Origin of the sequence: Streptomyces sp. BE303 (genome assembly GCF_036290945.1) — a bacterium.
GTDB lineage: Bacteria > Actinomycetota > Actinomycetes > Streptomycetales > Streptomycetaceae > Kitasatospora.
The window spans coordinates 55,049-81,278 of the sequence record NZ_JAQYWZ010000717.1 but is presented as its reverse complement, the minus strand read 5'-3'; the positions used below and the strand labels follow the sequence as shown (position 1 = coordinate 81,278).

At 72.6% G+C, this 26,230-nt stretch carries 20 protein-coding genes; 2 read left to right on the top strand and 18 right to left on the bottom strand.

What is annotated here, in order from left to right:
• Positions 1 to 175: 175 nt before the first annotated feature.
• From PUR56_RS20795 to PUR56_RS20735, 13 genes are all read right to left on the bottom strand, one after another.
• Positions 176 to 3,349 carry an Ig-like domain-containing protein gene (locus tag PUR56_RS20795; RefSeq protein WP_329950003.1) on the bottom strand — a complete coding sequence of 1,058 codons (3,174 nt, stop codon included), beginning with the start codon at positions 3,347 to 3,349 and terminating at the stop codon, positions 176 to 178.
• Positions 3,350 to 3,468: 119 nt separating this feature from the next.
• Positions 3,469 to 4,386: a carbohydrate ABC transporter permease gene (locus PUR56_RS20790; protein WP_329950002.1), complete on the bottom strand. Its 918-nt coding sequence runs from the start codon at positions 4,384 to 4,386 to the stop codon at positions 3,469 to 3,471.
• Positions 4,383 to 5,390 carry a carbohydrate ABC transporter permease gene (locus PUR56_RS20785; RefSeq protein WP_329882594.1) on the bottom strand — a complete coding sequence of 336 codons (1,008 nt, stop codon included), beginning with the start codon at positions 5,388 to 5,390 and terminating at the stop codon, positions 4,383 to 4,385. The genes PUR56_RS20790 and PUR56_RS20785 overlap by 4 nt, the downstream gene beginning before the upstream one ends.
• Positions 5,391 to 5,674: 284 nt before the next feature.
• Positions 5,675 to 7,063, bottom strand: a complete 1,389-nt coding sequence (locus PUR56_RS20780) for an ABC transporter substrate-binding protein (RefSeq protein WP_329950001.1) — start codon at positions 7,061 to 7,063, stop codon at positions 5,675 to 5,677.
• Between the two features lie 226 nt (positions 7,064 to 7,289).
• Positions 7,290 to 8,519 (bottom strand): cytochrome P450 family protein, encoded by a 1,230-nt coding sequence (locus PUR56_RS20775; protein ID WP_329950000.1) that lies wholly within the window; start codon positions 8,517 to 8,519, stop codon positions 7,290 to 7,292.
• A 47-nt stretch (positions 8,520 to 8,566) separates the two neighbouring features.
• Positions 8,567 to 9,814, bottom strand: a complete 1,248-nt coding sequence (locus tag PUR56_RS20770; protein WP_329882591.1) for a cytochrome P450 — start codon at positions 9,812 to 9,814, stop codon at positions 8,567 to 8,569.
• Positions 9,811 to 10,530: a GTP-binding protein gene (locus PUR56_RS20765; protein ID WP_380520159.1), complete on the bottom strand. Its 720-nt coding sequence runs from the start codon at positions 10,528 to 10,530 to the stop codon at positions 9,811 to 9,813. Before PUR56_RS20765 ends, PUR56_RS20770 begins: the two co-directional genes overlap by 4 nt.
• Complete coding sequence (locus PUR56_RS20760; protein WP_329882589.1) at positions 10,511 to 10,900, bottom strand: DUF742 domain-containing protein; 390 nt, start codon at positions 10,898 to 10,900, stop codon at positions 10,511 to 10,513. Before PUR56_RS20760 ends, PUR56_RS20765 begins: the two co-directional genes overlap by 20 nt.
• The gene (locus tag PUR56_RS20755) at positions 10,897 to 11,352 is read right to left on the bottom strand and encodes a roadblock/LC7 domain-containing protein (RefSeq protein ID WP_329882588.1); all 456 of its coding nucleotides are present in this window, start codon (positions 11,350 to 11,352) and stop codon (positions 10,897 to 10,899) included. The genes PUR56_RS20760 and PUR56_RS20755 overlap by 4 nt, the downstream gene beginning before the upstream one ends.
• Entirely contained in the window at positions 11,352 to 13,109 is a 1,758-nt protein-coding gene (locus tag PUR56_RS20750) for an ATP-binding protein (protein ID WP_329949999.1), read from the bottom strand. The genes PUR56_RS20755 and PUR56_RS20750 overlap by 1 nt, the downstream gene beginning before the upstream one ends.
• A 223-nt stretch (positions 13,110 to 13,332) precedes the next feature.
• Positions 13,333 to 13,896 carry a Clp protease N-terminal domain-containing protein gene (locus PUR56_RS20745; protein ID WP_329949998.1) on the bottom strand — a complete coding sequence of 188 codons (564 nt, stop codon included), beginning with the start codon at positions 13,894 to 13,896 and terminating at the stop codon, positions 13,333 to 13,335.
• Positions 13,897 to 13,899: 3 nt separating this feature from the next.
• Positions 13,900 to 14,136, bottom strand: coding sequence for an RNA polymerase subunit sigma-70 (locus PUR56_RS20740; RefSeq protein WP_329882585.1), 237 nt, complete (start codon positions 14,134 to 14,136; stop codon positions 13,900 to 13,902).
• A gap of 178 nt (positions 14,137 to 14,314) precedes the next feature.
• Positions 14,315 to 14,992, bottom strand: coding sequence for a nitroreductase family protein (locus tag PUR56_RS20735; RefSeq protein ID WP_329882584.1), 678 nt, complete (start codon positions 14,990 to 14,992; stop codon positions 14,315 to 14,317).
• Positions 14,993 to 15,060: 68 nt separating this feature from the next.
• On the opposite strand from PUR56_RS20735, the gene PUR56_RS20730 reads away from it, so the two are divergent.
• Positions 15,061 to 15,456: a winged helix-turn-helix transcriptional regulator gene (locus PUR56_RS20730; protein WP_329949997.1), complete on the top strand. Its 396-nt coding sequence runs from the start codon at positions 15,061 to 15,063 to the stop codon at positions 15,454 to 15,456.
• 221 nt (positions 15,457 to 15,677) lie between these two features.
• Here PUR56_RS20730 and PUR56_RS20725 read toward each other — a convergent pair whose 3' ends face one another.
• Together PUR56_RS20725 and nrdR are read right to left on the bottom strand one after the other, a co-directional pair.
• Complete coding sequence (locus PUR56_RS20725) at positions 15,678 to 18,575, bottom strand: vitamin B12-dependent ribonucleotide reductase (protein WP_329949996.1); 2,898 nt, start codon at positions 18,573 to 18,575, stop codon at positions 15,678 to 15,680.
• Between the two features lie 214 nt (positions 18,576 to 18,789).
• Positions 18,790 to 19,287, bottom strand: a complete 498-nt coding sequence (gene nrdR, locus PUR56_RS20720; protein ID WP_329882581.1) for a transcriptional regulator NrdR — start codon at positions 19,285 to 19,287, stop codon at positions 18,790 to 18,792.
• Positions 19,288 to 19,852: 565 nt separating this feature from the next.
• Here nrdR and lexA point away from each other — a divergent pair.
• Entirely contained in the window at positions 19,853 to 20,515 is a 663-nt protein-coding gene (gene lexA, locus PUR56_RS20715) for a transcriptional repressor LexA (RefSeq protein WP_224281048.1), read from the top strand.
• A 185-nt stretch (positions 20,516 to 20,700) separates the two neighbouring features.
• Here lexA and PUR56_RS20710 read toward each other — a convergent pair whose 3' ends face one another.
• The 3 genes from PUR56_RS20710 to PUR56_RS20700 are packed head-to-tail and all read right to left on the bottom strand — an operon-like array spanning position 20,701 to position 26,221.
• The gene (locus PUR56_RS20710; RefSeq protein WP_329949995.1) at positions 20,701 to 22,866 is read right to left on the bottom strand and encodes an ATP-dependent DNA helicase; all 2,166 of its coding nucleotides are present in this window, start codon (positions 22,864 to 22,866) and stop codon (positions 20,701 to 20,703) included.
• A gap of 12 nt (positions 22,867 to 22,878) precedes the next feature.
• Complete coding sequence (locus tag PUR56_RS20705; protein ID WP_329949994.1) at positions 22,879 to 24,759, bottom strand: IucA/IucC family protein; 1,881 nt, start codon at positions 24,757 to 24,759, stop codon at positions 22,879 to 22,881.
• On the bottom strand, positions 24,737 to 26,221 hold the full coding sequence (locus PUR56_RS20700; protein WP_329949993.1) for a lysine N(6)-hydroxylase/L-ornithine N(5)-oxygenase family protein: 1,485 nt from the start codon (positions 26,219 to 26,221) through the stop codon (positions 24,737 to 24,739). Before PUR56_RS20700 ends, PUR56_RS20705 begins: the two co-directional genes overlap by 23 nt.
• Between the last annotated feature and the right edge of the window lie 9 nt (positions 26,222 to 26,230).

Sequence of the window (26,230 nt, the reverse complement as noted above, 5' to 3'; positions counted from 1 at the left end):
AAACACCGGACCCGGCTCTGTCGCACGCCTGTGACAGAGCCGGGTCCGACTTCGCGGAGCCCCTCCGCGCAAGCCCCGCGGCACCCCTCAGCACGCCCCTTCAGCGCGTCCCCTCAGCGCGTCCCCTCAGCGCGCCCCTTCAGCGCGTCCCTTCGGCGCCCCTCGGCGGATCTCCTCAGTACGTCCCGTACAGCGAGTACTGGAAGGCGTCCTTCACCGCCGGCCCGAAGTTCACCGGCCACGTCCCGAACGGCACGACCGTGTTGCTGTACGCGCCCTGCCCGCCGGCGCCGGTCGAGTAGTTCATGTTGTTCACCGTGGCGCCCGTCCCGTTGCTGTTGTAGACGAACCAGTAGGACGTGCCCGCGCTCAGCGTGATGTCCACCGCCAGCGAGTTCCACGCGTTGGCGGTGAGCGTGCCGCTCCCGGTCGCGGCGACCAGGGCGCCCGGCGAACCGCCCACGTCCGTGTAGACGGCCAGCTGGAAGCGGTTGTCGGGCGCCGCGCTGACCGGTCCGACGTGCACGCTCATCGAGGTCAGCGCCACCGGGGCGGCGCCGGTCGTCACCCTGTTGCCGTTCAGGTGGTTGGAGTCGGTGTCGTCGATCAGCGAGCCCACCGCGGTGTTGCCGATCGTCCGCGGCTCCGCTCCCCCGGTGGTGAACGAGACGGCGTACGGACCGGCCAGGACGTTGCCCGAGCTGTCCCGCACGCCCTGGACGGTCGCGGTGTACCCGGTGGTGAGGGCGAGCGGGGAACCCGGGGTGAGGACGACGCCGTTGGCCGCCGCGTCGTAGGCCACCGTGCCCGCCACGGTGGCGCCGCCCGCGGTGGTGCGCAGGGTCGCGGTGGAGGCGGTCACGCTCGCCGGGTCCAGCGGCTCGCCGAACGAGAACCGGACCGCCGCCCCGGGCGCCACACCGGTGGCCCCGCCGGCCGGCGCGGTGCCGGTGACCGCGGGCGGGGTGGTGTCGCGACCGTAGGTCGCGGTGTACGAGCCCACCGTGCCGTCGAAGAACGCGTACGGCACGCCCTTGACCGTCTCGATCCGGTACGGGAGGCTCCGGCCGCCCGAGCTGAGGCCGGTCAGCGTCCCGGCGGCGGCGTCGACCGGCAGCATCGCCCGCAGCCCGGTGGCTCCTCCGGTGATGTCGAAGGTGAGCGCGCTCCCGTTCCAGGCCAGCCGGGAGAAGGCCGAACCGTTGCGGCCGTCCAGCCAGGTGAGCATCTGCCGGCCGGAGACCACCGGGACACCGCGCGCCTTGGCGGCGGCGACGATCGTGTCGGAGGCGGCGGAGGCGGCGAAGTCGGTGTGGATGTTGGCGGTCAAAGCCGCGTAGTAGCCCTTGGCGCCGTAGGCGGCGTCGAGCAGCGTGGCGACGGTGCCCGGGTAGGACTGGCCGGACTCGTCGGTGAGCTGGGTGGTGGCCTGGTACTCGTCGATCACGCTGCCGTCGGTGTCGGCGAACCGCATGATCTGCGCGGTGCCGTTGAAGTAGCCGGGCCGGTCCTTGGTGAAGGCGGACGGGTAGAAGTAGTAGTCGGTGTCCAGCCGGATCCCGTTGGCCAGCTTGGTCTTCGCCTGGGTGGCCCAGTCGTCCCACTCGACGCAGTGCGTGCGGCTGCTCGAAGGGGACGGCAGTGTCGGGTACTTGGCCCGCCACCCGGCCAACTGGTCCCGGTAGAAGCCCTGCAGGGCGGCGGCGGAGCCCCAGGGTCGGCAGTCGGTGGTGACGTGCACGCCGACCTCGAAGCCCTGGTCGCTGTAGGCCTTGGCCCGGGCCGGGGTGAGCGGGTCGTCGGTGTAGATGTACGAGGAGCCGCGGATGCACTCCCAGTTGGCCACCGAGCAGCCCGGCGGGCTCTGCGCGAGGTAGCCGTCCCAGCGGCCGGCCGTGCCGCCGACCCCGTGGTCGTCGCCGGTCATCACCACGACGGCCTTGACGTCCCGTGGGAAGTACCAGAACCGGGGCAGCGGTTTGGCCGTGGACTCCAGCCGGGTGAGCAGGTTGGCGAGCAGCCGCTGCTGCTCGTCGGCGATCGGGATCAACGCCTTGTCCAGGTCGTTCCAGTCGGGCCCGCCGTCGGTGCCGAAGAACATCTCGCTGGCCTCGTAGCCGTCGACTCCGTCGCGCTGCCGCCCGGCCCAGGCGACGTTGCCCTGGCGGGTCTGCACCACCGACCTGGCCAGGTCGTAGCTGAACGCGGCGGCCCGGCCGCTGCCGGCGGTGTGCAGGGTGACCGCCGGGTTGGCCGTGGCGGTGGCGGCGTCGCTGTAGAGGGTGGCGACGGCGGTGGCGCCGCTCAGGGTGTAGAGGTCGGCGGCGCCGTGGTAGCCCATGGTGTCGCCGGTGATCCCGGTGCCGGGCGAGGCGCCGGTGTTCACCTTCAGGTAGGCGTCGGAGCGGGTTCCGGTGACCGGGGTGAGGCCGAACAACGGCGCGAGCTGCCGGTCCGGGCGCATGGCGACCAGCCGCCCGCCGCCGCCGGTCCAGGTGGTGAACAGGTCCGCCTGCGCGGCGGTGAGCGGCATCTCGCCGAGCAGCACCACGTCGGCGGCGGCGAGGAGCTGACCGGTGACGGCGGAGATGTCCACCTGGTGGTAGGCGTTGAGGCCCTCCGCCTTGAGGATCTCGGCCAGGTACCGGGTGTACGGGTTGGCCTGGCTGGTGACCAGCAGGATCGGGCCCTCCCCGCCCGGACCCGGGCCCGGCGGTGTGGTCGGCGGTTCCGGGTCGGCGGTGTAGGTCGCGTGGATCGAGAGGCTCAGGCCGCCGGAGGTGACCGGGCCGACGTCGGACGGCCAGCTGCCGAACGGCTGGCCGCCGTTGCCGTACACGCTGGTGCCGCCGGGGCTGTACCGGAGGTTGTTGACCGCCGCGTTGGTCCCGTTGGTGTTGTAGGCCAGCCAGTACGGCGTGTTGGCGGCCAGGGTCGCCGTCAGCGGGACGCTGTTCCAGCCGTGGGCCGTGAGGGTCCCGGTGGCGCTGCTCACCAGCAGGCTGCCCGGGCTGCCGCCGTTGTCCCGGTAGATCGCCACCTGGTAGCGGTTGTTGGGCGCCGCGTCCACCGCGTCCACGAACACCGACAGGCCGGTGACCGTGCCACCGGCCGAACCGGTCACGTAGCGCGAGGCGTTGAGGTAGCCGGAGTCGGCGGAGTCCGTGGCCGTACCGGCCTCGGTGGTGCCGAGCGTGAGCGTCACGGCCGCCGCGGGATCGGCCGCGGCCGGTGCGGCCCCCGGTCCGGAGACCAGCGCCGCCGCCACGGCCAGGGCCGCCGGCAGCCCCCCGGCCCTCCGCCCCCACGGCCGCCACCGCCGGCCCGAGCGTATGCCTGCGTCTGCCATGACCGCCCCCTGTGTCACCTCGGCCAACTGCCTTTAACGGTGTACCGGTTCCGTGCCGACCGTGTCCACGAGACCGACACGTTCGGCGTGAATCGAAACGCCTCCGGGGGGCGACCCGGCTATCCCTTGACCGATCCGGCCAGCAGGCCGCGGACGAAGTACCGCTGGAGGGCGAAGAACACCGCCAGCGGGATCACGATGGACAGGAACGCCCCGGCGGTCAGCAGCTCCCAGCGCCCCCCGAACGATCCGGACAACTGCGCCAGCCGGACCGTCATCGGCGCCACGTCGGGCGTACCGCCGGCGAAGGTCAGCGCGACCAGCAGGTCGTTCCAGACCCAGAGGAACTGGAAGATCGCGAACGAGGCCAGCGCCGGGGTGCAGAGCGGCAGCACGATCGAGCGGAAGATCTTGAAGTGCGAGGCGCCGTCCACCACCGCCGCCTCCATCAGGTCGCGCGGCAGCTGGGCGATGAAGTTGTGCAGCAGGAAGATCGCCAGCGGCAGCGCGAACATCGTGTGCGCCAGCCAGACCGGCGCGTACGTGCCGCCGAGGTCCAGCGCCGGGACCAGCGTCACCGAGCCCAGGTGGGCGCCCCCGGAGAACAGTTGGAGCAGCGGGATCAGCGCCATCTGGAGCGGCACCACCTGGAGCGCGAAGACCACGAAGAACACCGTGTCGCTGCCCCGGAACCGCACCCAGGCCAGCGCGTACGCGGCCATCGCCGCCAGCGCCAGCGGGAACAGGGTGGCCGGGACGCTGATCGCCAGCGAGTTCACCAGGAACGGCATCAGACCGGTCGAGACGCCGGAGCCGCCCTCGAACAGCACCGTGTGGTAGTTGTCCAGGCCGAGGTCCGGGTGGACGAAGACGTTCCACCAGCCGTCGGCGGTGACGTCCTTCTTGGGCCGCAGCGAGGTGGCCAGCAGGCCCAGCGTGGGAACGGTCCAGAGCACCGTCACCACGATCACGAACACCGAGGCCGCCGGGGTGGAGAAGGCCTTCCGGACGGGACCGCCGTCACGCCGTGCGCTCATCGCACCCCACGCTCCTTCCGCAGCTGGACGATGTTGTAGGCCACCAGGGGGAGCACCGCGAGGAAGAGGACCACCGCGAGCGCGCTGCCCCGCCCGGTGTTGAACTGCACGAAGGACTGCGAGTACATCTCGTTGGCCAGCACCTGGGTGCCGAAGTTGCCGCCGGTCATGGTGCGGACGATGTCGAAGGCCTTGAGCGTGGTGATCATCACGGTGGTGAGCACCACCACCACCGTCGTGCGGATCATCGGCACCGTGACGTACCAGAACAGCCGCATCCCGCCCGCGCCGTCCAGCCGGGCCGCTTCGGTGACCTCGTCCGGGATCGCCTTGATCGCCGCCGACAGCACCACCATCGCGAAGCCCGTCTGCACCCAGACCATCACCGCCATCAGCAGGAAGGTGTTGAGCGGCTGGGCGAGCATCCAGTTCGGCGGGTGCTCCCAGCCCAGCGCGACGGCGACCTGGCTCAACAGGCCGATCTGCCGCTGCGAGGCGTCCCGGGACTCGTAGACGAACTTGAAGATGATCGACGCGCCGACCAGGGAGATCGCCATCGGCATGAAGATCAGCGACTTGTACACCGCCTGGCCGCGCATCCGGTCCACCAGCAGTGCCAGCACCAGACCGAGCCCGGTGGCCGCCAGCGGTGCGATCACCAGCCAGAGCAGCGTGTTCACCAGCACCTCGTGCAGCGAGTCCGTGGTGAACGCCCAGCCGAAGTTCTCGCCACCGACGAACCGGCTGCTGTCGTCGTTGTGGAGGCTCAGCCAGACGGTGCGGACCAGTGGCGCGACCAGGCCCACCAGCAGCAGCACCACCGCCGGACCGAGGAAGACGGCGACCGCCAGCGGGCGGGCGAGACGGCCGGAGGCGCGGCCGGCGACCAGGAAGACCAGCAACAGGATGCCGAGGAAGCCGGCGATCGCGCCGAAGCCGTTGCCGAACTTGACCACCGCGTCGCCCCAGGCGCCGTCGGCGAGTGCGGAGGCGGGGAGGGACATGGCTGGGCGTCCTTTCCTTGCGGTCGGCGAAAGGGAGGAAACGACGGGCCGGGACGGAAGTCCGGGAGGCGGGAGGGTCGGCGACCCGAGGACCGGAGACCGGAGGAGGGGAGGGCGGAGGAGGGGAGGGCGGAGGACGGGCGGTGCGGGTGGGTGGCCCCGCACCGCCCTCGACGGGCGGTCCTCCGACAGCGCCCGGACCGCGGCCCGCCGCCGGACGGCGGCACCGCGGCCCGGGCGGCGGCACCGCGGCCCGGGCGGCGGCACCGCGGCCCGGGCGGCGGCTACTGCGGCCAGGCGGCGTCGATGTCGGCGGCGGTCTTCTGGATCGACTGGCCCTCGGCGAACCAGGCGGTGAGCGACTTCCACTCCTGCCCGGCGCCGACCGCGGCCGGCATCAGGTCCGAGCCGTCGAAGCGGAAGGTCGCCGCCGGGTCGGTCAGCGCGTCGGCGGAGAGCCGGTCGATCGGGTCGGTGTACAGGCCCTTGTCCACGCCCTGGTTGGCGGAGACCCAGCCGGTGGCCGTCCTCACCCGGCTGCTCGCCCACTCCGCGCTGGACAGGTAGTTCTGCACCGCCTGCACCTCGGGCCGGCTCGCGAACGCGGTGAGGAACTCCCCGCCGCCCTCGACCGGGTTGGGCACCGAGGGGTTCACCGCCGGCAGCCGGAAGGCGAAGATGTCACCGTCCGGACCGATCGTCGCCTCCTTGGGCCACTGCGCCTTGTAGAACGAGGCCTGCTGGAGCAGGAAGCACTTGCCGGTCAGGATCGGCGCGCCCGCGTCCTGGAAGGTGGTGGTCGCGATCGACTTCACGTCACCGTACCCACCGTTGACCCAGGCCGGGTTCTGCATCCAGTCGGCGACGGTCTTCATGGCCGCGGCGATCTTCGGGTCGGAGAACTTCACCTGGTGGCTGACCCACTGGTCGTACACCTCGCCGCCGAACGAGCCGAGCACCACCTCCTCCAGCCAGTCCGTGGCGGGCCAGCCGGTCGCCGTCCCGGAGCCGATGCCGCCGCACCACGGCTTGCCGCCGCCGGCCTTGGCGATCCGGTCGCTGAGCGCCATCAGGTCGGCCCAGGTCTTCGGGACCTCGTAGCCGGCCTGTTTGAACGACTTCGGCGAGTACCAGACCAGGGACTTCATGTTGGCGCTCATCGGCGCGGCGTAGAAGGTGCCGTTGACCGAGCCGTAGGTCTTCCAGACCGGGCTCCACTTCGCCTGGTTCTCCACGGTCTGCTGCGGCGGCTTGGCCACCCTGCCGCTCTTGACCATCTGCGCCAGCAGGCCGGGCTGCGGGATGATCGCGAAGTCCGGGGCGTTGCCGCCGCTCACCCGGACGGGCAGCTGCGACTCGAAGTCGTTGGTGCCCTCGTAGCTGATCCGGATGCCGGTACAGGAGCCGAACTCCGCCCAGGACTTCTCCAGGTTGTCCGACTCGGGGCTGAGGATCGACGCGAAGACCGTCACGGTCTTGCCCGAGTGTCCGGCGTACGGCTGGTACTTGGCACAGTCACCGGACAGGGTCTTGGCCCCGCCGTCGGCATCGCCGTCCGAACCACCGGAGCTGTTGGAACAGGCCGCGGTCAGCGCCACCGCGGCCAGCAGCGCCGGCAGGGCGAGCAGACGGCGGCGGGCACGCGTGGACGGCACGGTCGGGGTGGGGGTCAATGCGGTCCTCCTCGCCAGGGCGTGAAACGCTCGGCAAAACGACAGAACGACATTGCGCTGTACCGGAGATCGGTTTCGGCATGGACGCGGCGGACGGCCGATCTGATGACGTTAACGCAGCCGCCACGTGCCGCCAAGGTGCGCGTACCGTCTTCACCACCACGTGCCCCAGTTGTGACCCTGCCACGCCGCCCGCGCGCCCGGCCGTCCCGCAGCCGACGACGCGTCAGAACAGCCTGACCGGAAGCTCCTTGAGTGCGTTCACCACCAGCGAGCCGCTGGGCCGCAGCTCCTCGTCCGGCACCGCCGGCGCCAGCCCCGGGAACCGCTCGAACAGCGCCGGAAGCGCGATCCCCGCCTCCAGCCGGGCCAGCGGCGAACCCGGGCACACGTGCGGGCCGTGGCCGAAGGACAGGTGCCGGATCGGGTCCCGGGTGACGTCGAACAGCTCCGCCGTCGCCCCGTGCTGGAGCGGGTCCCGGCCGATCGCGTTGTACGAGATCAGCACCGGGTCCCCCTGGGGGATCACCGCGTCGCCCACCGGAACGTCCTCGGCGGCGAAACGGAACAGGAAGTTGCTGGTCGGCGGCGTCCAGCGGAGCGACTCCTCCACCACCGCGTCCCACCCGACCTGCCCCGCCCGCACCAGCTCCAGCTGGTCCGGGTGCGCCAGCAGCGCCCGGACCGCGTTGCCGATGAGGTTGACCGTGGTCTCGTGGCCGGCCGCGATGATCACCCGCAGGGTGGCCGCCGCCTCCGCGTCGGTCAGCGCCCCGCCCTCGGTGTCCGCCAGCAGAAGCGCGCTGGCCAGGTCGTCGCCGGGCGCCGAACGACGCCGCGCCACCAGGTCGTTGACGAAGGCGTTGAGGCTCGCGACGGTCGCCTGGATGCCCCCCGGGTCGGGCCGGGCACCGAAGAACCGCTCGTACAGGTCCCGCAGGTGGGCGTGGTCGGACTCGGGCACACCCAGCAGCGAGCAGATCACCGTCATCGGGAGCGGGAAGGCGAACGCCGACTTGAGGTCCACCACGGGGTCCCCCGCCGCCAGCGTGTCCAGCAGGCCCCGGGTGATCGCCTCGACCTGCGGGCGCATCAGCTCCACCCGACGCGGCGTGAACGCCTGCGCCACCAGCACACGCAGCCGCCGGTGCTCGGCACCGTCGGTGGTCACCATGCTCGGACCGGGCACGGCCAGACCGATCAGCGGCCAGGTCTTCGGCACCTCGCCGCGCTGGAGAGCCGCCCAGTGCCGGGCGTCCTTGACCAGCCGGGCGTCGGTCAGCAGGTCACGGGCGGCCGCGTGCCGGGTGACCGCCCAGGCGGCGACGCCACCGGGCAGCACCACCGGAACCGCCGGGCCGGCGGCCCGCAGCAACGCGCCCTCGGCGGCGTTGTCGCGCGCCAGCGGGTCGAGGACGATCGGGGCGGGGACGATCGGGGCGGGGGCTGCGGTCATCGGTGACAACTCTCCTTCGGTCCTGGTCCTGCTCACGACGGCGGGCCTCAGCCCGCGTACCCCGGGGTGTACGACACCGGGAGGGCCACCAGCCCGCGCACCCACGCCGACGGGCGCCACACCAGCGCGTGCTCGGCCACCGCCAGCCGCAGGTCCGGCAGCCGGTCCAGCAGGACCTCGACCGCCGTCGTCGCGATCACCTCCGCCGCCTCCTGCGCCGGGAACGGGCAGCCGTGCTCGCCGTACGAGTAGCTCAGGTACGCCCGGTTGCCCTCGGCCGGACGGCCGTCGGCCTGCCGCACCGACGGGTCCGCGTTGGCCCCCGCGAAGCCCAGCAGCAGCATGTCCCCGGCGGCGATCCGCTGCCCGCCGAGCCGGGTGTCCCGGGTCGCCCAGCGCCCGGCGAAGATCTGCGTCGGACTGTCCTCCCAGAGCGCCTCGTTCAGCGCCTGGCTGATGCTGCGCCGGCCGCCGGAGAGGGAGGCGGCGAACCGCTCGTCGGTCAGCATCAGCCGCATCGCGTTGGAGATCCAGTACGAGGTGGGCTGGTGGCCGGCGATCAACAGCACCCGCAGGTCCCGCATGACCTCCTCGTGGTCCAGGCCCGCCGGGTGCGCCAGCATCCGCGAGGCGACGTCGTCGCCCGGGTGCCCGGCCTTCTCCTCCACCAGGTCGAGCATGGTGGCGAGCAGCCGCTGCGCGCCGGCCGGCGCGTCCGGGCCTCCGTCCAGCATGGCCAGCACCCCCTCGATCAGGACGGGCGCCTGCTCCTCGCTCAGCCCGAGCACCCGGCAGAGCACCAGCAGCGGCAGCCGGTGCGCGTACTCGGCGACCAGATCGGCCTCGCCGCGCCCGGCGAACCCGTCGATCAGCCGGTCGGCGAGCTCCTCGCAGTGCTTGCGCAGCTCGTACGGGTCGACGGCGGCCAGCGCGTCCGTGACCGCGCGGGAGCGGCGGACGTGCTCCTCGCCCTCGGCGTACAGGATCGACGGCACCGGGGCCATCATCGGCTTGAGCGGCCAGTCCGCCGGAACGCCCGCCCAGCCGGTCCAGCGGGTGGAGTCCCGGCCGAACAGCTGCGGCTGACCGGTCACCAGCTGCAGTTCGCGGTACCCGATCACCAACCAGGCCGGAACGCCGCCGGCCAGCTCGACCGGGGCGACCGGGCCGTGCGCGGCCCGCAGCTCACGGTAGAGCTGGGCCGGGTCGGTCTGGAAGCGCGGCCCGTACAGCGGCGTGGCGGCGCCGGCGTGCGCGGGGCAGCCCGGCGGCGGGGTGACGGCGGGCTCGGTCACGGGGTGCTCTCCTCATAGACGGTGGCGGTGGCGGCGACGAGGGTGCCCGCCGCCTCGGCCTCGGCCCGGGCGGCCAGGTGGCGGACCAGCTCGATCAGCACCCGCTTGCCGGACTCCCGGTCGCGGGCGTCGCAGTCCACCAGCGGCACCTCGGGCGGCAGGTCGAGCGCCTCCCGGACCTGCTCCAGGGTGTGGGTCGGCTCGCCGAAGTTGTTGCGGGCGACGATGAAGGGCGTGCCGTGGTGCTCCAGCCGGTCGATGGCGTACCAGGAGTCGGCCAGCCGCCGGGTGTCCACCAGGACGACCGCGCCGAGGGCGCCGCTGAACAGCCGGTCCCAGAGGAACCAGAACCGCTCCTGGCCCGGCGCGCCGAACAGGTACAGCACCTGGCTGGCGGAGAGCGTGATCCGGCCGAAGTCGAACGCGACCGTGGTGGACCGCTTGCCCCAGGCGCCCGAGGGGTCGTCGATCCCCTCGCCCGCCTTGGTCATGGTCTCCTCGGTGTTCAGCGGGCGGATCTCGCTGACCGAGCCGACCAGCGTGGTCTTGCCCACGCCGAAGCCACCCACCACGACGATCTTGAACGCGTTGTCGGCGGTGCGGCGCAGCGGGGTCCGGCGGGCCGGCCGGGTGTCGGGGGCCGCCTCCGGGGACGGGGACGGGGCACCGTCCGGGGTGGTGGCGGTGTCCGGGGCTTCAGAGCCGTTGGAGTCCATGCAACACCTGCTTCAGCGTGTCGAGATCGGGCAGCCGGGCCTTGTTCGGCGCGAACCGGGGGTGGCGGGCGGTGATCGACCCCGCCTCCAGCAGGTCGCCGAGCAGGATCTTCACCACCGAGACCGGGAGGGCCAGCTCGGCCGCGACCTCCACCACGGCGGTCGGCGCCCCGCACATCCGCAGGATGCGCGCGTGCTCCGACTGCATGCCCGGCGCCGGCTCTCGCTCGGCGACGATCAGGGTGACCAGGTCGAAGGCGTTCTCCGGGGCCCGGCTGCGACCGCGGGTGATGGTGTACAGGCGGTCCGGTTCGTCGTCCCGGCCCGGCAGGGCCGGCCGCCCGTCGGTGCTCCCCCCGCGCTCGCTCATGCCCGGGCACCCTCACCGGTCACGACGTCCCCCGACCCGCCGTCCGGCCGGGCGTCGTCCCGGGCCGGGGCGCTGAGGTGGGCGCCGATCTGCTCGATCAGGCCGTGCATGTTGTGGCCGACCACGCCCACGTCCGCGTCCTCGTCGGTGACCACCGCCAGGTGAGCGCCCTCACCGGCGGCCACGATGCAGAGGATGCCGCCGTGGAACTCGGTCATCGACTGCCGCACGCCGCCGCTGCCGTCGCCGAACTCGATGGACGCGCCGTGCGCCAGGCTCTGCAGCCCGGAGGCGATGGCGGCCAGCTGGTCGGCCCGGTCGGCGTTCAGCCCGGAGGTGTGGCAGAGCTTGAGGCCGTCGGCGGAGAGCACCAGGGCGTGCCGGGTGCCGGGAGTGGCGGTCAGCAGGTTTTCCAACAGCCAGTCGAGGTCGCGGTCGGTGGCGCTGCTCATCAGGAGTCCTTCTCGGTGACGGGGGAAGCGTCGGACGTGGTCGGGTCCGTGGTCGGCACGTCGGTGCCCGCGGCCTGCTGGGCGGCCCGGCGGAACGCGCCGAACCGGGCGGCGGCGGTCGCCGTGCCGGTGCGGGCGGGCCGCTCGGCGGGCTCGGCCGGCGGGGCGGCCGAGGTCAGCGTCTGACCGCGGCGGCGCTGCGGAAGGCCGCTGTCGGTGACCGGCGCCGGGACGTGCACCGACCGCGACTCCGGGGCCTGCGCCCGGTCCGGAGTCCGGTCCGCCACCCGGGCCGACGGGGTCTGGGGAACGGGAGCGGGAGCGGCCAGTGCGGGAGCGGCCAGTGCGGGAACGGCCAGTGCGGGAACGGCCGGTGCGGGAGCGGTGAGCGCGGGGGTGAGCGCGGGGGTGAGCGCGGGGCGCGGGCCGGCCGGCACGATCTGCTCGGATGCGACGGGCGCCGGGGCGGGCTCCGGCGCGGCGTGCGTGACCAGCTGCTGCGGGATCAGCATCACCACCCCGGTACCGCCGCGCGCCGAGGGCCGGAAGGAGATCTGCAACCCGTACTTGCGGGCCAGCACACCGACGACCGCGAGGCCGATCCTGGTCCCCGCGGACAACGTGGCGAGGTCGAGCGGCTCGGCCGAGACGGCCCGCTCGGCCCGGCGCAGCCAGCTGTCGCCGAGCCCCAGGCCGCTGTCCTCGACGGTGATCGCCAGACCGGCCGGGACCTCCTCGACGTAGACGTGCACCTCGGCCGGCGGGGCGGAGAAGGTGGTGGCGTTGTCCATCAGCTCGGCCAGCGCGTGCATCACGCCCTCGGCGGCGAACCCGGCCACGGCGGCCGTGCTCGCGTTGTGCAGCCGGACGCGCTGGTAGGCGCCGATCCGGCCGAGCGCGCCGCGCAGCACCGACTCCACCGCGATCGGCTTCGCCCAGCGGCGGCCCGAACGGGCGCCGGTGAGCACCGCGATGCCGTCCGCCATCCGACCGGCCTGCGCGGTGGAGTGGTCCAGCCGGAGCAGGTCGCCGAGGACCTCCTCGTCGTGCCGGTGCTGCATCTCGCGCAGCTCCGCGTGCATGCTCGTCGCCAGTGCCTGGACCCGGCCGGCGGCGGTCGCGCAGACCGCCAGGGCGGCGGCCCGCAGCCGCTCGCCCCGGCCGATCTCCTCCGCGACGGCGCGCAGCAGCGGGTACTGGGGGTGGTCGCGGTGCGCGGCCAGTGCGCCGTCCACGGACGTGCCGGTCCGCAGCCGCTTCGCCACCTCGGGGAGCACCTCGTCGGCCAGCCGGTCCAGCGCCGCCCGCTCGGCCCGCTCCGTCTCGGCCTCGGCCCGCGCGAGGGCGAGTTCCTCCCGGGCGGTGGCGGCGTCCGCCTCGGCGCGCGCCTGCTCGGCGAGGGCCTCGTCCCGCTCGGTCTCCCGGAGCGCTGCCAGCTGCAGGGCGGCCGTCCTGGCCTGCCTGGCCGCATCGGCGACCACGAGCGCCGCCGTGGCCGCGTCGTCGTGCCCGGCCAGTTCCTCGCCCAGTCGGCGGGCCCGCTCGGTGGCGGTTCCCGCCTGCCAGACCGCGATCAGCCACAGTGCGGCGACCGCGCACACGGCGGCGGCGGTCTGCGGCTGCCCGGCGTCCATCGCCCGCAGCACCCCCACCGGTCCGGCCACCGCCGCCAGCAGGGCGGCGGCCGCCATCAGGGCCTTGGTACGCGCGGCGGGCCGTCGGCGCGGACCACCGTCGGGGCTGGTGCGATCTGTCATCGGTGCGGTGTCCTCGGCAGCGGGGAGGGGCGAATGCGCGACCGCCCGGCCGACGTCGCGAAACGTCTCCGGGCGGGTGATTCGGTACACGCAGTCGGCCGATCATATCCATTCAGACGATGTGCTCAACCGACAAGTTGACGGTCCGTCTCGTCCACGAACGCTCCGTACACCGCACCACACCCGAGCCGTCCACCTGGCTCACCGCACCGTCACTCCGCGCTCACTCCAACCCCACTTCCACCGCCCGCCGCACGGCCACCGGATCGAGCCCGTGGGCGGCGATCACCCGGGCCCCGAGCCCCTCGCCCTCCCGCACCACCCCGAGCAGCAGGTGCCCCACCGCGATGTGACCGGACTTCAGCCGCAGCGACTCGCGCAACGACAGCTCGATCGCCTTCCGCGCCCGCGCGCCGAACGGCCTGCGCCCCGCCCGACCGTCCGACCGGAACCACCCGCGCCTGCGCGACCCGCCCTCCGGCGACGCGTCCAGGGCGCCCGCCCCGAACACCGACTCCACCGCCTCCCGGACGGCGTCCAGGTCCACCCCGATCGAGGCCAGCGCCTGCGCGTCGTCCCCCTCCCCGAGGAGCCGCCGGACGGCTCGTCGCGCCTCCTCGTGATCCAGCCCGGCCTCGATCAGCACGCGCGCCGCGGGGTCCTCCGGCTCGGTCAGGACCGCCAGCAGCAAGTGCTCCGTGCCGACGTGGCCGTGCCGGAGCTCCGCGGACTCCTGCCCCGCCCGGCCGACCACCCGCCGGGCCCCTTCGGTGAATCGTTCGAACATGGCTCAATCCCCGTCCTTCACGTCGACCGTCCCGCGCTTCGCGTACTTCTTGTGCACCGCTTGCCTGGTCACCCCCAGACACACCGCGATCTCCTGCCAGGACCACCCCCGCTCGCGCGCGTTCCCCACCTGGAGTCCCTCCAGCCGGTCCGCCAGCTCCCGCAGGGCACGGACCGCCCGCAACCCCACGGCCGGGTCCCTGCTGCTCGCCGCAGCGGCGAGCTCTCCGCTCTCGCTCATGATGTCAACCTAGGTTGACAATCGCCCGGCGTCAACCCTGGTTGACAAAGAGAACCGAAGAGGCGGGGCGAGGACACGATGTCCCCACCCCGCCTTCAGCCCTGACCTCACCCGCGAGGCGCCCGAACACTCCGGTGCAGGACCTGCACCCGGCATGGGACCACTCCCGGCGCGGGGCCTACTCCCGGCGTTCGGCGCTCCCCGCCCCGTCGGCCCCGTACGCCTCGCGGAAGACGGTGCGCTCCCGGGCACGGCGGCCCGGATGGCGCCGCTCCTCCGCCGGATAGCCGACCGACACCAACAGGGCGATGGCCAGGTCGTCACGGTCGTCGATCCCGATCACCTTCTTCACCTTCGCCTCGTCCCAGCCGTTCATGGGCGACGTCGCCAGGCCCAGCTCCGTGGCGGCGAGCATCACGAAGGACGCCGCGATCATGGCGTCCTTGACCGCGTACTCCCGGAGCAGCCCCCGCCGGTCGAGATCCTCCTGGAACACCCGGGCCGCGGCGGAGAACATCGCGGCGAACTCCTCGCTCCACGCTCCGCTGCGCCGTGCCTGCTCGTAGACGTCGCCGTGGTCCTCGCGCCAGGACTGGGGCTCGGCGACGAAGACCAGGACGACCGGAGCCTCTTGCGGCTGGGGCTGGCCCCCCGTGGCCCGGGCCAGCCCGGCGCGGCCCTCGCCCCCGGACACCGCGACGATCGACCGGTCCTGCAGGTTCCAGCTGGTGGGGGCCTCGACGGCGAGATCGAGAAGCGCGTCGAGCGCCGCCTCCGGGATCGGGTCGGGCCGGTAGTGGCGGACGGTGCGGCGGGTGCGGATCGCTTCCGCGACGGACATCGTGGGACTCGTCATGTCACTCACTATTGGAGAGTCGCTCTCCACGGGGAAGAGGGCACTATTTAGTGCGTTACTCTCCCCGCATGAAGACCACTGTGGAGTCGTCCGGGCTGCCCGCCGACGTCTACTCCGCGAAGTGCCCGACCCGTCAGGTCCTCGATCACATCTCCGGCAAGTGGACCGTTCTGGTCGTGGACGCCCTCCTCGAAGGCACCCTGCGGTACACCGAACTGAGTCGGCGCATCGAGGGCGTGTCGCAGAAGATGCTCACGCAGACCCTGCGCGTCCTCGAAGCCGACGGGTTCGTCGCCCGCACCGTGTACCCCACCGTGCCGCCCCGGGTCGAATACGACCTGACGGAGCTCGGCCGCAGCCTCGCGGAGCCGATCACCGCGCTCCGCCGGTGGACGGAGGCCCATATCAACGAGATCGAGCAGGCCCGGGCCCGGGCCGCTCCGGCAGCCGGGAAGGCCCTCTGAGCAGGTGCGGTGCGTGCCACCCGCCCGGCGGGGGCGGGGAGTCGGCACTCCCCGGCTCCCCGCTCCGACCGGACGAACCACGCCCGGCGGGTGCCTGGTTCACGGGCACCGACCGCGCGTGAGGGAGGGGCGCCGGCCCGGGGCCGGCGCCCCTCCCTCACAGGATCACGCCTCGGGTTCGGTCACGCCGGATGGTGCGTCCGACGCGGCCCCGCCCGGTGTCAGCTGCAGCCGCTGGTGGAGCCGCAGCCCTCGCAGAGGTAGCAGCTGCCGGCGCGGCGCATCTTGGTACCGCAGGAGAAGCAGAGCGGCGCGTCGGCGTTGAGGCCCAGCTGGATCTCGATCAGCTCGGTCGAGTTGTGGGCCTGCGCCGGGCTCGCCTTGGCGGCCGGGGCGACGGCCGCGACCGGCTTTGCCACCGGGGCCGGAGGCACCGGAGCGGACTGGGCGAGCGACTCGGTGTCCAGCTCCTCCTCGGCCTCCAGCGGCTCGTAGGAGCCCGTGTCCAGGTGGCGCTGACGCTCCTCGACGGAGTGGATGCCGAGCGCCGAGCGGGTCTCGAACGGCAGGAAGTCGAGCGCCAGGCGACGGAAGATGTAGTCGACGATCGACTGCGCCATCCGCACGTCCGGGTCGTCGGTCAGGCCGGCCGGCTCGAAGCGCATGTTGGTGAACTTCGAGACGTAGGTCTCCAGCGGCACGCCGTACTGGAGGCCGACCGAGACGGCGATGGAGAAGGCGTCCATCATGCCCGCGAGGGTGGAGCCCTGCTTGGACATCTTCAGGAAGACCTCGCCGAGGCCGTCGTCCGGGTACGAGTTGGCGGTCATGTAGCCCTCGGCGCCACCGACCGTGAAGGAGGTGGTGATGCCCGGGCGGCCCTTGGGCAGGCGCTTGCGGACCGGGCGGTACTCGACGACCCTCTCCACCGCGGCGGCGGCCGGGGCCTGGTCGGCCTTGACCTGGTCCCCGGACTTCGTCTTGGCCGAGAGCGGCTGGCCGACCTTGCAGTTGTCGCGGTAGATGGCGAGCGCCTTGACGCCCAGCTTCCACGCCTCGAAGTAGATCTCCTCGATCTCCTCGACCGTCGCGGCCTCCGGCATGTTGACCGTCTTGGAGATGGCACCGGAGATCCACGGCTGGATCGCCGCCATCATCCGCACGTGGCCCATGGCCGAGATCACGCGCTCGCCCATGGCGCAGTCGAAGACCTCGTAGTGCTCGGTCTTCAGGCCGGGCGCGCCGACCACGTTGCCGTGCTCGGAGATGTGGGCGACGATCGCCTCGATCCGCTCGGCCTGGTAGCCGAGGCGCTTGAGGGCGCGCGGGACGGTGCCGTTGACGATCTGCATCGAGCCGCCGCCGACCAGCTTCTTGAACTTGACCAGCGCGAGGTCGGGCTCCACGCCGGTGGTGTCGCAGTCCATCATCAGGCCGATGGTGCCGGTCGGGGCGAGCACCGAGGCCTGGGCGTTGCGGAAGCCGTTCTGCGCGCCGATCCGGAGGACGTCCTGCCAGGCCTCGTTCGCGGCGGCCCAGACGGGGGCGTCGAGGACGTCGCGGGAGACGGCGGCCAGCGAGGCGTCCGCGTGCTGCTTCATGACCCGCTGGTGCGGGGCCGCGTTGCGGGCGTAGCCGTCGTACGGGCCGACGACGCCGGCGAGTTCGGCGCCGCGGCGGTAGGCGGTGCCGGTCATCAGGGAGGTGATGGCGCCGGCCAGGGCGCGACCGCCCTCGCTGTCGTACGCGTGGCCGGTGGCCATCAGCAGGGCGCCGAGGTTGGCGTAGCCGATGCCGAGCTGGCGGAAGGCGCGGGTGGTCTCGCCGATCTTCTCGGTGGGGAAGTCGGCGAAGCAGATGGAGATGTCCATCGCGGTGATGACCAGCTCGACGACCTTGGCGAAGCGCTCGGCGTCGAAGGAGTCGTCGTCGCGGAGGAACTTCATCAGGTTCAGCGAGGCGAGGTTGCAGCTGGAGTTGTCCAGGTGCATGTACTCGGAGCAGGGGTTGGACGCGTTGATCCGGCCGGACTCCGGGCAGGTGTGCCAGCTGTTGATGGTGGAGTCGTACTGGATGCCGGGGTCGGCGCAGGCCCAGGCGGCCTCGGCCATCTTGCGGAAGAGCTTCTTCGCGTCGACGGTCTCGATGACCTCGCCGGTCATCCGGGCGCGCAGGCCGAATTCGGTGCCGTTCTCGACGGCGGTCATGAATTCGTCGTTGACCCGGACGGAGTTGTTGGCGTTCTGGTACTGGACGGAGGTGATGTCGTCCCCGCCGAGGTCCATGTCGAAGCCCGCGTCGCGGAGGGCGCGGATCTTCTCCTCCTCCTTGACCTTGGTCTCGATGAAGGCCTCGACGTCCGGGTGGTCGACGTCGAGGACGACCATCTTGGCCGCGCGGCGGGTGGCGCCGCCGGACTTGATGGTGCCGGCGGAGGCGTCGGCGCCGCGCATGAAGGAGACCGGGCCGGAGGCGTTGCCGCCGGAGGAGAGCAGTTCCTTGGACGACCGGATCCGGGAGAGGTTGAGGCCGGCGCCGGAGCCGCCCTTGAAGATCATGCCCTCTTCCTTGTACCAGTCGAGGATCGACTCCATGGAGTCGTCGACGGCCAGGATGAAGCAGGCGGAGACCTGCTGGGGCTGCTTGGTGCCGACGTTGAACCAGACCGGCGAGTTGAAGCTGAACACCTGGTGGAGGAGGGCGTACGTCAGCTCGTGCTCGAAGACCTCGGCGTCGTCCGGGCCGGCGAAGTAGCCGTTCTTCTCACCGGCGGCGCGGTAGGTGAGCACCACGCGGTCGATGATCTGCTTGAGGCTCCACTCGCGCTGCGGGGTTCCGACGGCGCCGCGGAAGTACTTGGACGTGACGATGTTCACGGCGTTGACCGACCAGGAGTCGGGGAACTCCACGTCGCGCTGCTCGAAGTTGATCGAGCCGTCGCGCCAGTTGGTCATGACGACGTCGCGCCGCTCCCAACGGACCTCGTCGTAGGGGTGCACGCCAGGAGTGGTGTGGATGCGCTCGATCCGAAGGCCGCCCTTGGGCGCCTTGCCGGCACCCTTGGCCCCGGTCCTGTCGGACTTCGACCCTCGTGCGGAACCGCTCGTGGTGTCTGTCACTTCTCGCTCCTCCTCCTGGTTGGGCAAACGCCCGGAGTGCACCGAAAAATCCGGGCACGACCGGTTCGCTGTTCCGATGCGCGGACAGGCGGGTCCCCCGACTGGCCGTGCACGTTTTGTCATGTTCTGTGCGCCGTTTTCGGGCACACGTCGACCCAAGGGGGCCGTCGGGTTGCTGCCGACCCCGGAAGGGGCCGGTGATGGGGCCGGGCCGCTAGGGCGCGGCGGCGGGGACGGGCACGCAGGTGCCGTCCGCCTCGGGGACGGGCTGCTCGGCGCGGAGTTCCGCGATGGCGGCCTCGAAGTCTTCGAGCCCGTCGTACGCCTGGTAGACGCTGGCGAAGCGCAGGTAGGCGACGACGTCGAGCTCCTTGAGCGGGCCGAGTATGGCAAGCCCGACGTCATGGGTGGTGAGTTCGGCGTTGCCGGTGGCGCGCACGCACTCCTCGACCCGCTGGCCGAGCTGGGCGAGGGCGTCCTCGGTGACCGGGCGGCCCTGGCAGGCCTTGCGGACTCCGGAGATGACCTTCTCCCGGGAGAACGGCTCGGTGACACCGCTGCGCTTGATGACCATCAGGGCGGCGGTCTCCACCGTGGTGAAACGGCGGCCGCAGTCCGGGCACTGCCTACGGCGGCGGATACAGCTGCCGTCCTCGGTGGTCCGGCTGTCGACGACACGGCTGTCGGAGTGCCGGCAGAAGGGGCAGTGCACCTGAGGATCCCTCCTTGGCAGGACGTGCGGACTGAGTCGAGTCTATGCGATCCCGGGGCACCCGAGGCAACCCGATCCTGAGGTCTCAACCACAAGTTCTGGGTCACGGAGAGGACTGTAGCCACTACATGTAGGTCTGAGGCGGATCCAGAGGCGCTGGCGTGTCGGCCCGGACTAAACTGCCTGAGCCGACTTCGGCTCGAACATTTAATCGATGTACAACAAAGCCTTGATCGAGTCAGCCAACTCCCGAATAATTCACTCGAACGTGTGTTTGGCGCAACCTTTCGATACGAGGTGCGTTGGGCTGGAAAAAGGGAGAGGACAGCCGTCGAGAGGGGCAGCCATGAACACCGTCGAAACCAACACCATCCCGGTGCAGGAACACTCCCAGCTCAAGGTGGGGCAGCGCACCACGAATCAGCAGAGTGTGGACATCAGCATGGACCGTAGCGAAGAACACCGCCTCTCCGGCCCGGGCCTTTCCGGCGTGGGCCGCGTTCCGGACCAGCCGGTCGAACACTCCCCCGCGCTGGACGACGCCCACCCGGCGCCGACCCGTTCGATGCCCGGCCGACCTCCCGGGATCCGCACCGACGAGGCGGGACTCACCGAACGCCAACGCCGGGTGATCGAGGTCATCCGGGACTCGGTCCAGCGCCGGGGCTACCCGCCGTCGATGCGGGAGATCGGTCAGGCCGTCGGCCTGTCCAGCACCTCCTCGGTCGCCCACCAGCTGATGGCCCTGGAGCGCAAGGGATTCCTCCGGCGCGACCCGCACCGCCCGCGCGCCTACGAGGTCCGCGGCGTGGAGGTGGCCCGCCCGAACACCGCCGAGACGGCCGGCCGACCGTCCACCTCGTACGTCCCGCTGGTCGGTCGGATCGCCGCCGGCGGGCCGATCCTGGCCGAGCAGACGGTCGAGGACGTCTTCCCGCTGCCGCGCCAGCTGGTCGGCGAGGGCGAGCTGTTCGCGCTGACCGTGCGCGGCGACTCGATGATCGAGGCGGCCATCTGCGACGGCGACTGGGTCACGGTCCGCCGCCAGCCGGTCGCCGAGAACGGCGACATCGTGGCCGCGATGATCGACGGCGAGGCCACCGTCAAGCGTCTCAAGCGTGAGGACGGCCGGATCTGGCTGATGCCGCACAACCCCGCGTACGAGCCGATCAACGGCGACAACGCGACCATCCTGGGCAAGGTCGTGGCGGTCCTCCGCCGACTCTGACCACCGGCCGGGAGCGACGGGACCGAAAGGACCGGCGCGCCGGCGCACCAACGAACCGACGGGGGAACGGCCTACGGGAAGGGGCTCCACGCGACATCGCGCGGAGCCCCTCCGTCGTCCCCGGGGGAGCCGCGGGCCCCGCCCCGGAACGGGCGCGCCCCGGGAGCAGCCCTTCGCGGACCTCCTCAGCCCCGCTCGGCCACCGGCCTGATCGGGGCCGCAGCGGCATCGATCGCCGCCAGCGAGCGGCGCACCTGGTTGCGGTCGGTGGTGTACCAGAACTCCGGCATCGAGGACCGGAAGAAGCTGCCGTACCGCTTGGTCTCCACCCGCGGGTCGAGGACCGCCACCACGCCCCGGTCCTCCGCCGCGCGCACCAGCCGGCCCGCGCCCTGCGCCATCAGCAGCGCCGCGTGGGTGGCCGCGACGGCCATGAAGCCGTTCCCGCCCCGCTGTTCGACGTCCTTCTGGCGCGCGCTCATCAGCGGGTCGTCCGGGCGCGGGAACGGGATCCGGTCCATCACCACCAGCTGGCAGGCCGAACCGGGCACGTCCACGCCCTGCCAGAGCGAGAGCGTGCCGAACAGGCAGGTGGTCGCGTCCGAGGAGAACTCGCGGATCAGCTCGCCCAGGGTGTTCTCCCCCTGGAGCAGGATCCGGTTGTCGAGCCGCTCCCGCAGCGCCTCGGCGGCCGTCTGGGCGCCGCGCATCGAGGAGAAGAGGCCCAGCGTCCGCCCGCCCGCAGCGCCGATCAGCTCGGTCAGCTCGTCCAGCATGTCGGGCCGTTCCGGGTCCCGCCCCGGGTCGGCCAGGTGCCGGGCGACGTACAGGATGCCCTGCTTGGGGTACTTGAACGGCGAGCCGACGTCGATGCCCCGCCAGTGCGGCACCGGCTCGTCCTCGGAGCCGGAACCTGAAGCAGCGCCGGAGCCGGAGCCGGCCGCAGCGGGGTTGTCGCCCGGCGTGCGCGCGTCCGGCAGCCGCGCGTCGGACGGCAGGCCGACCGACGCGGCGACGCCGTTGAAGTCCCCGCCGAGCTTGAGCGTGGCCGAGGTGAGCACCACCGACCGCTCCTTGTACAGGCCCTCGCGCAGCAGTCCGGAGACGCTCAGCGGGGCGACCCGCAGCGAGGCGGTGCCCAGGCCGAAGCGGTCGCTGCGCTCGATCCAGACCACGTCGTACTCGGAGTCCCGGAGCAGCCGGTCGGCGGTCTCGTGCAGCGTCTCGGCGGCGGCCATCGCCTGCTTGCGGACGGCGTCCTCGTCGGTGAGCGCCTTGTCCCTGGTCTCGCCGAGCGAGGTGATCACCTGCCGGGAGGCGTCCCGGATCGCGGTGACCGCGTACGCCAGGTACTCGGGCAGTTCCTCGACCCGACCGGGCTGGGCGGTCTCCATCAGGCCGTGGTAGTTCTCGGCCGCGGCCTGGAGCGCGTCCACCGCCTTCTCGTTGGCCAGCCGGGCGGCCCGCTTGACCGCGCGGTTCACCGCGCCGACGGTGAGCTCGGCGGTGGCCGCGCCGGTGACCCGGTTGACCAGTTCGTGGGCCTCGTCGACGATCAGCAGCTCGTGCTCGGGCAGCACCGGCGCACCCTCGATGGCGTCGATCGCCAGCATCGCGTGGTTGGTGACCACCACGTCCGCGAGTTTGGCCCGCTCGCGGGCCTTCTCGGCGAAGCACTCCTGCCCGTACGCGCAGCGGGTGGCGCCCAGGCACTCCTTGGAGGTGACCGCGAGCTGGGCCCAGGCCTTGTCGGAGACGCCGGGGCTCATGTCGTCCCGGTCGCCGGTCTCCGTCTCGTCGGCCCAGTCGCGCAGCCGGAGCACCTCCTGGCCGAGCTTGCCGGTGGGGCCGCCCAGGGCCTCCACCGGGTCGAAGAGGCCCTCGCCCTCGTCGCCCGGGGTGCCCTCGTTGGCCCGGTGGAGGCAGAGGTAGTTGGAGCGGCCCTTGAGCATCGCGAACAGCGGGCGGCGGCGCAGCACCGGGTGCAGGGCCTCCACGGTGCGCGGCAAGTCCCGTTCGACCAGCTGGCGCTGGAGCGCCAGCGTGGCGGTGGCGACCACCACGCGGTCCCCGTGGGCGAGCGCCGGCACCAGGTAGGCGAGGGACTTGCCGGTGCCGGTGCCGGCCTGGACCAGCAGGTGTTCGCCGTTGTCGACGGCGTCGGCCACGGCCTCGGCCATCCGGAGCTGGCCGGGGCGCTCGACGCCGCCGACGGAGGCCACCGCGGCGTGCAGCAGCTCGGGGATGCGGGACCGGGGGACGGCCTCGACCGGGGCGTCCGGGGTGTCCGCGGAGTCGACGCCGTCGGCGGCGTCCTCGGCGGGGACCTGGGATTCGGAGTCGTTCGTCATGACCGTCCCAGCCTACGGGGCGGGGGTGACAATCCGGCCCCGTCGGCCGGGCAGCTGCACCGTTCCCCCTTCCGCGAGCGCGTTCGGGACGGTGCCGTGCCGGGCCGCGTGCGGGCGGTGCGGGCGGTCTCCGTAGCCGTCCAGCAACAGCCGGTTGCGGTTGAGGCAGAGGCGGTCGATCCGCGGCAGGAACAGGTCGAAGAGCGCGAACCGCTCCGCCAGGTCGGGGAAGCGCTCCTGGTACCGGAGGACCTCGGCGCGCAGCAGCGCCCAGAACTCCGCCTCGGGCAGTCCGGCCTGCGCCTCCAGCAGCGGCGCCAGGTACCGGTAGACGCCGATGAAGAGCCCGGAGTGCAGGAACTGGCAGAGGCCCGGAGGGTCCTCGCGCAGCAGTACGGAGTCCACCTCGGCGGGCAGGCCCCGGAGTTCGGGCAGGTCCTGGTCGCTCAGGTTGACGTCGTCGACGAAGTCCTTGACCGCCAGCCGGGCCGGCACGTCGTGCTCGTCGAAGACGACGATGGCGTTCTCGCCGTGCGGGGAGAAGACCAGCCCGTACCGGTAGAGGAAGTGCAGCAGGGGCGGCAGCATCGCGGCGAACAGCCGGCCGGTCCACTCGGCGGGGGTGAGCCCGGAGCGGGCGACCAGTTCCGCGACGAGCGCCCGGCCGTCGGTGCCGGTCTGCAGCAGGGCCGCCAGGGTGCGGCCGTGCTCGCCCGGGTCCAGGGCGGGGCCGAGCGGTTCGCGCCAGATCGCGCCGAGCAGTTCCTTGTACTGGTACGGCGCCTCCGGCAGCTCGCGGTAGAGCGGGTGGTCGACCGTGACGGAGGCGATCTCGCCGAGGAGCACCACCCGGCACTCCTCGCGCAGGAACGGGTCCGCGTCGCGCAGTCCGTGGATCCAGGCGGTGACGGCGGGCGCGGCCAGGGTGCGCTCGGTCGGCAGGCCGCGCCAGACCAGGGTGTTGAGGACGGCGAGCGGCAGCTTGACGGTGCAGCGGTCGGGACGGCTCCGGTTGAAGAAGGAGCGGATCGACTGCTGGGGCAGCCGCAGGTCGCCGTCGCTGGCGAGCGGGACGATCTCGCCGGAGGCGATCCAGGGGGCGAAGAGCGGGACGACGGTCTCGTCCCACTGCCAGGGGTGGACCGGCAGCAACAGGTAGTCGTCGGCGTCGGGGCCCAGCGCGGCGCGCAGCGCGGCGGGGTCGTCCAGCTCGCGCCGGTAGAGCTGCTCGGGGTCGGTCAGGCCGGGGACGCCGCGGTACTCGGCGAGCCTGCGGTGGACGGCGATCCAGGGCAGTGGCCGGGGGGTGCGGGCCTCCGGGGCCCAGCGGGCGGCGTCGGTGGCGGAGAAGCCGATCCGACCCTTGTTCGGGACGATCCACGGGTGGCCGCCCTGCCGGCCCTCCAGGTCGGTGTGCCCGAGGTCCGCGAGTTCGGCGGCGGTGAGGCCGGTGGCGAGGAGGTGGGCGTCGGCGATCAGGGTGGCGGTGAGTTCACGGATCAGGTGGCCGGTGGTGTCGCCGCGCAGGCCGAGGACGTGCCGGGCGTAGGGCAGGAAGCGCAGCGGGTCGAGGCCGTCGGGCCGGGTGCAGCGGACGGAGGCGGGGTCGACGAGCCAGCTCCCGTAGGCGCCGCGCCGGGCGGTGAAGCGGTACTCGGCCTCGGGCAGCTTGAGCAGGTGGTCGCGGCCGGCGCCGGTCCCGGTGCGGTCCCCCGTCCCGGCGCGGTCCCCCGTCGGGACCGGGGTTCCGGTCTCGACGGGGGTGATGAGCTCCTCGTAGGCGAACTCGCCGAGCATCTTGGCCAGCAGCGCGCGGCCGGCCCGCTGCCAGTGCCCGGCGGTGAGCTGCGGGGGCAGGTACAGCGGCGGTTCAGCGGCCGGCGGTTGCGGCACGGGTCGGCTCCTGGGGTCGGGGGACGGCGGGGACGTGGTCGGCGGGGGCGTGGTCGGCGGAGAGGCGGTCGGCGGGGGCACGGTCGGCGCCGGTGCGGGGGTCACCGGTGCGGGGGTCACCGGCGGGAGGGAGCCGGGCTCCGACGGGAGGCGCGAAGCCGGTCCAGGCGGTGCGGGCGGGCAACCGGTGGAGGGTCCGGCCGGTCACGGCGTTGAGGATCACCGCGGCCCGGTGGGCGCCGAGCCCGAGGTCGGGGGTGCCGACGCCGTGGGTGTGCAGCTCGGCGTTCTGCACGTAGAGGCCGCCGGTCACCTCGGGGAGGGTGGCCACCCGGTGGGAGAGGTCGACCCGGTAGCGGCCGTCCTCGTCCCAGTCGATCAGGTGGGAGAGGGGTTCGAGGGCGGCGGGGCGGGCGGCGCGGTAGCCGGTGGCGAGCACCACCGCGTCGGTCCGCAGGACGTGCTCGGCGCCGGAGTCGGTGTGCCGGCAGCGGAGTTCGAGTCCCCCGCAGGGACCGGGCCGGGCGTCGGTGACGGCGGTGCCGGGGGTGATGTCGACCGGGGCAGCGTCGATCGGCCGGCCCACGGTCCGCTCGTACAGGTGGTCGTGGATCTCGGCGAGGGTCTCGGCGGAGGCGGCCTTGTGCAGCTGCCACTGCGCCTCGACCAGGGCGCCCCGGACGGCTGCGGGCAGGCCGTGGAAGTACCGCGTGTAGTCGGGGGTGAAGTGTTCCAGGCCGAGCTTGGAGTACTCCATCGGCGCGAGCGCCCGGGTGCGGGTGAGCCAGCGCAGCCGGACCCCGTCGCCGTCGTGGCGGCGCAGCAGGTCGAGGAAGACCTCGGCACCGGACTGGCCGCTGCCGACCACGGTGATGTCCCGGGCCCCGGACAGCCCGTCGCGCCGGTCGAGGTAGTCGGCGGAGTGGAAGGCTCCGGGGTGGCCGTCGAGCGCGGCGAAGGCCTCGGGGCGGACCGGCCGGGTGCCGACGCCGAGCACGAGGTGGTACGCCTCGACCGTGGTCGACCGGCCGGTGGCGGTCTCCCGCAGTTCGGCGCGGTACCGGTCGCCGGTCCAGTGCAGGGCGGTGACCTCGGTGGCGAAGCGGCAGTTGGCGAGCCGGCCGGCGGCCCAGCGGCAGTAGTGGTCGTACTCGCGGCGGGTGAGCTGGAAGCGTTCGGTGAAGTAGAACGGGAAGAGCCGGTCCTGTTCGCGCAGGTAGTTCAGGAAGGACCAGGGGTTGGTCGGGTCGGCCAGCGAGACCAGGTCGGCGAGGAACGGCACCTGCATCCGCGCACCGTCGACCAGCATGCCGGGGTGCCAGCGGAACTCCGGTCGCTGGTCGCAGAAGAGGGTGCGCAGGCCGGGCACGGGTTCGGCGAGCGCGGCGAGCGAGAGGTTGAACGGGCCGATGCCGACGCCGAGCAGGTCGTACGGCTCGGGCGGGGCTGCTGGGGTGTCCATGAGTCGGGA

Coding starts and splice junctions, on each gene's coding strand:
- PUR56_RS20795 (WP_329950003.1), bottom strand. CDS start 3,349: ATGGCAGACGCAGGCATACGCTCGGGCCGGCGGTGGCGGCCGTGGGGG.
- PUR56_RS20790 (WP_329950002.1), bottom strand. CDS start 4,386: ATGAGCGCACGGCGTGACGGCGGTCCCGTCCGGAAGGCCTTCTCCACC.
- PUR56_RS20785 (WP_329882594.1), bottom strand. CDS start 5,390: ATGTCCCTCCCCGCCTCCGCACTCGCCGACGGCGCCTGGGGCGACGCG.
- PUR56_RS20775 (WP_329950000.1), bottom strand. CDS start 8,519: ATGACCGCAGCCCCCGCCCCGATCGTCCCCGCCCCGATCGTCCTCGAC.
- PUR56_RS20765 (WP_380520159.1), bottom strand. CDS start 10,530: ATGGACTCCAACGGCTCTGAAGCCCCGGACACCGCCACCACCCCGGAC.
- PUR56_RS20760 (WP_329882589.1), bottom strand. CDS start 10,900: ATGAGCGAGCGCGGGGGGAGCACCGACGGGCGGCCGGCCCTGCCGGGC.
- PUR56_RS20755 (WP_329882588.1), bottom strand. CDS start 11,352: ATGAGCAGCGCCACCGACCGCGACCTCGACTGGCTGTTGGAAAACCTG.
- PUR56_RS20750 (WP_329949999.1), bottom strand. CDS start 13,109: ATGACAGATCGCACCAGCCCCGACGGTGGTCCGCGCCGACGGCCCGCC.
- PUR56_RS20745 (WP_329949998.1), bottom strand. CDS start 13,896: ATGTTCGAACGATTCACCGAAGGGGCCCGGCGGGTGGTCGGCCGGGCG.
- PUR56_RS20740 (WP_329882585.1), bottom strand. CDS start 14,136: ATGAGCGAGAGCGGAGAGCTCGCCGCTGCGGCGAGCAGCAGGGACCCG.
- PUR56_RS20735 (WP_329882584.1), bottom strand. CDS start 14,992: ATGACGAGTCCCACGATGTCCGTCGCGGAAGCGATCCGCACCCGCCGC.
- PUR56_RS20730 (WP_329949997.1), top strand. CDS start 15,061: ATGAAGACCACTGTGGAGTCGTCCGGGCTGCCCGCCGACGTCTACTCC.
- lexA (WP_224281048.1), top strand. CDS start 19,853: ATGCCCGGCCGACCTCCCGGGATCCGCACCGACGAGGCGGGACTCACC.
- PUR56_RS20710 (WP_329949995.1), bottom strand. CDS start 22,866: ATGACGAACGACTCCGAATCCCAGGTCCCCGCCGAGGACGCCGCCGAC.
- PUR56_RS20700 (WP_329949993.1), bottom strand. CDS start 26,221: ATGGACACCCCAGCAGCCCCGCCCGAGCCGTACGACCTGCTCGGCGTC.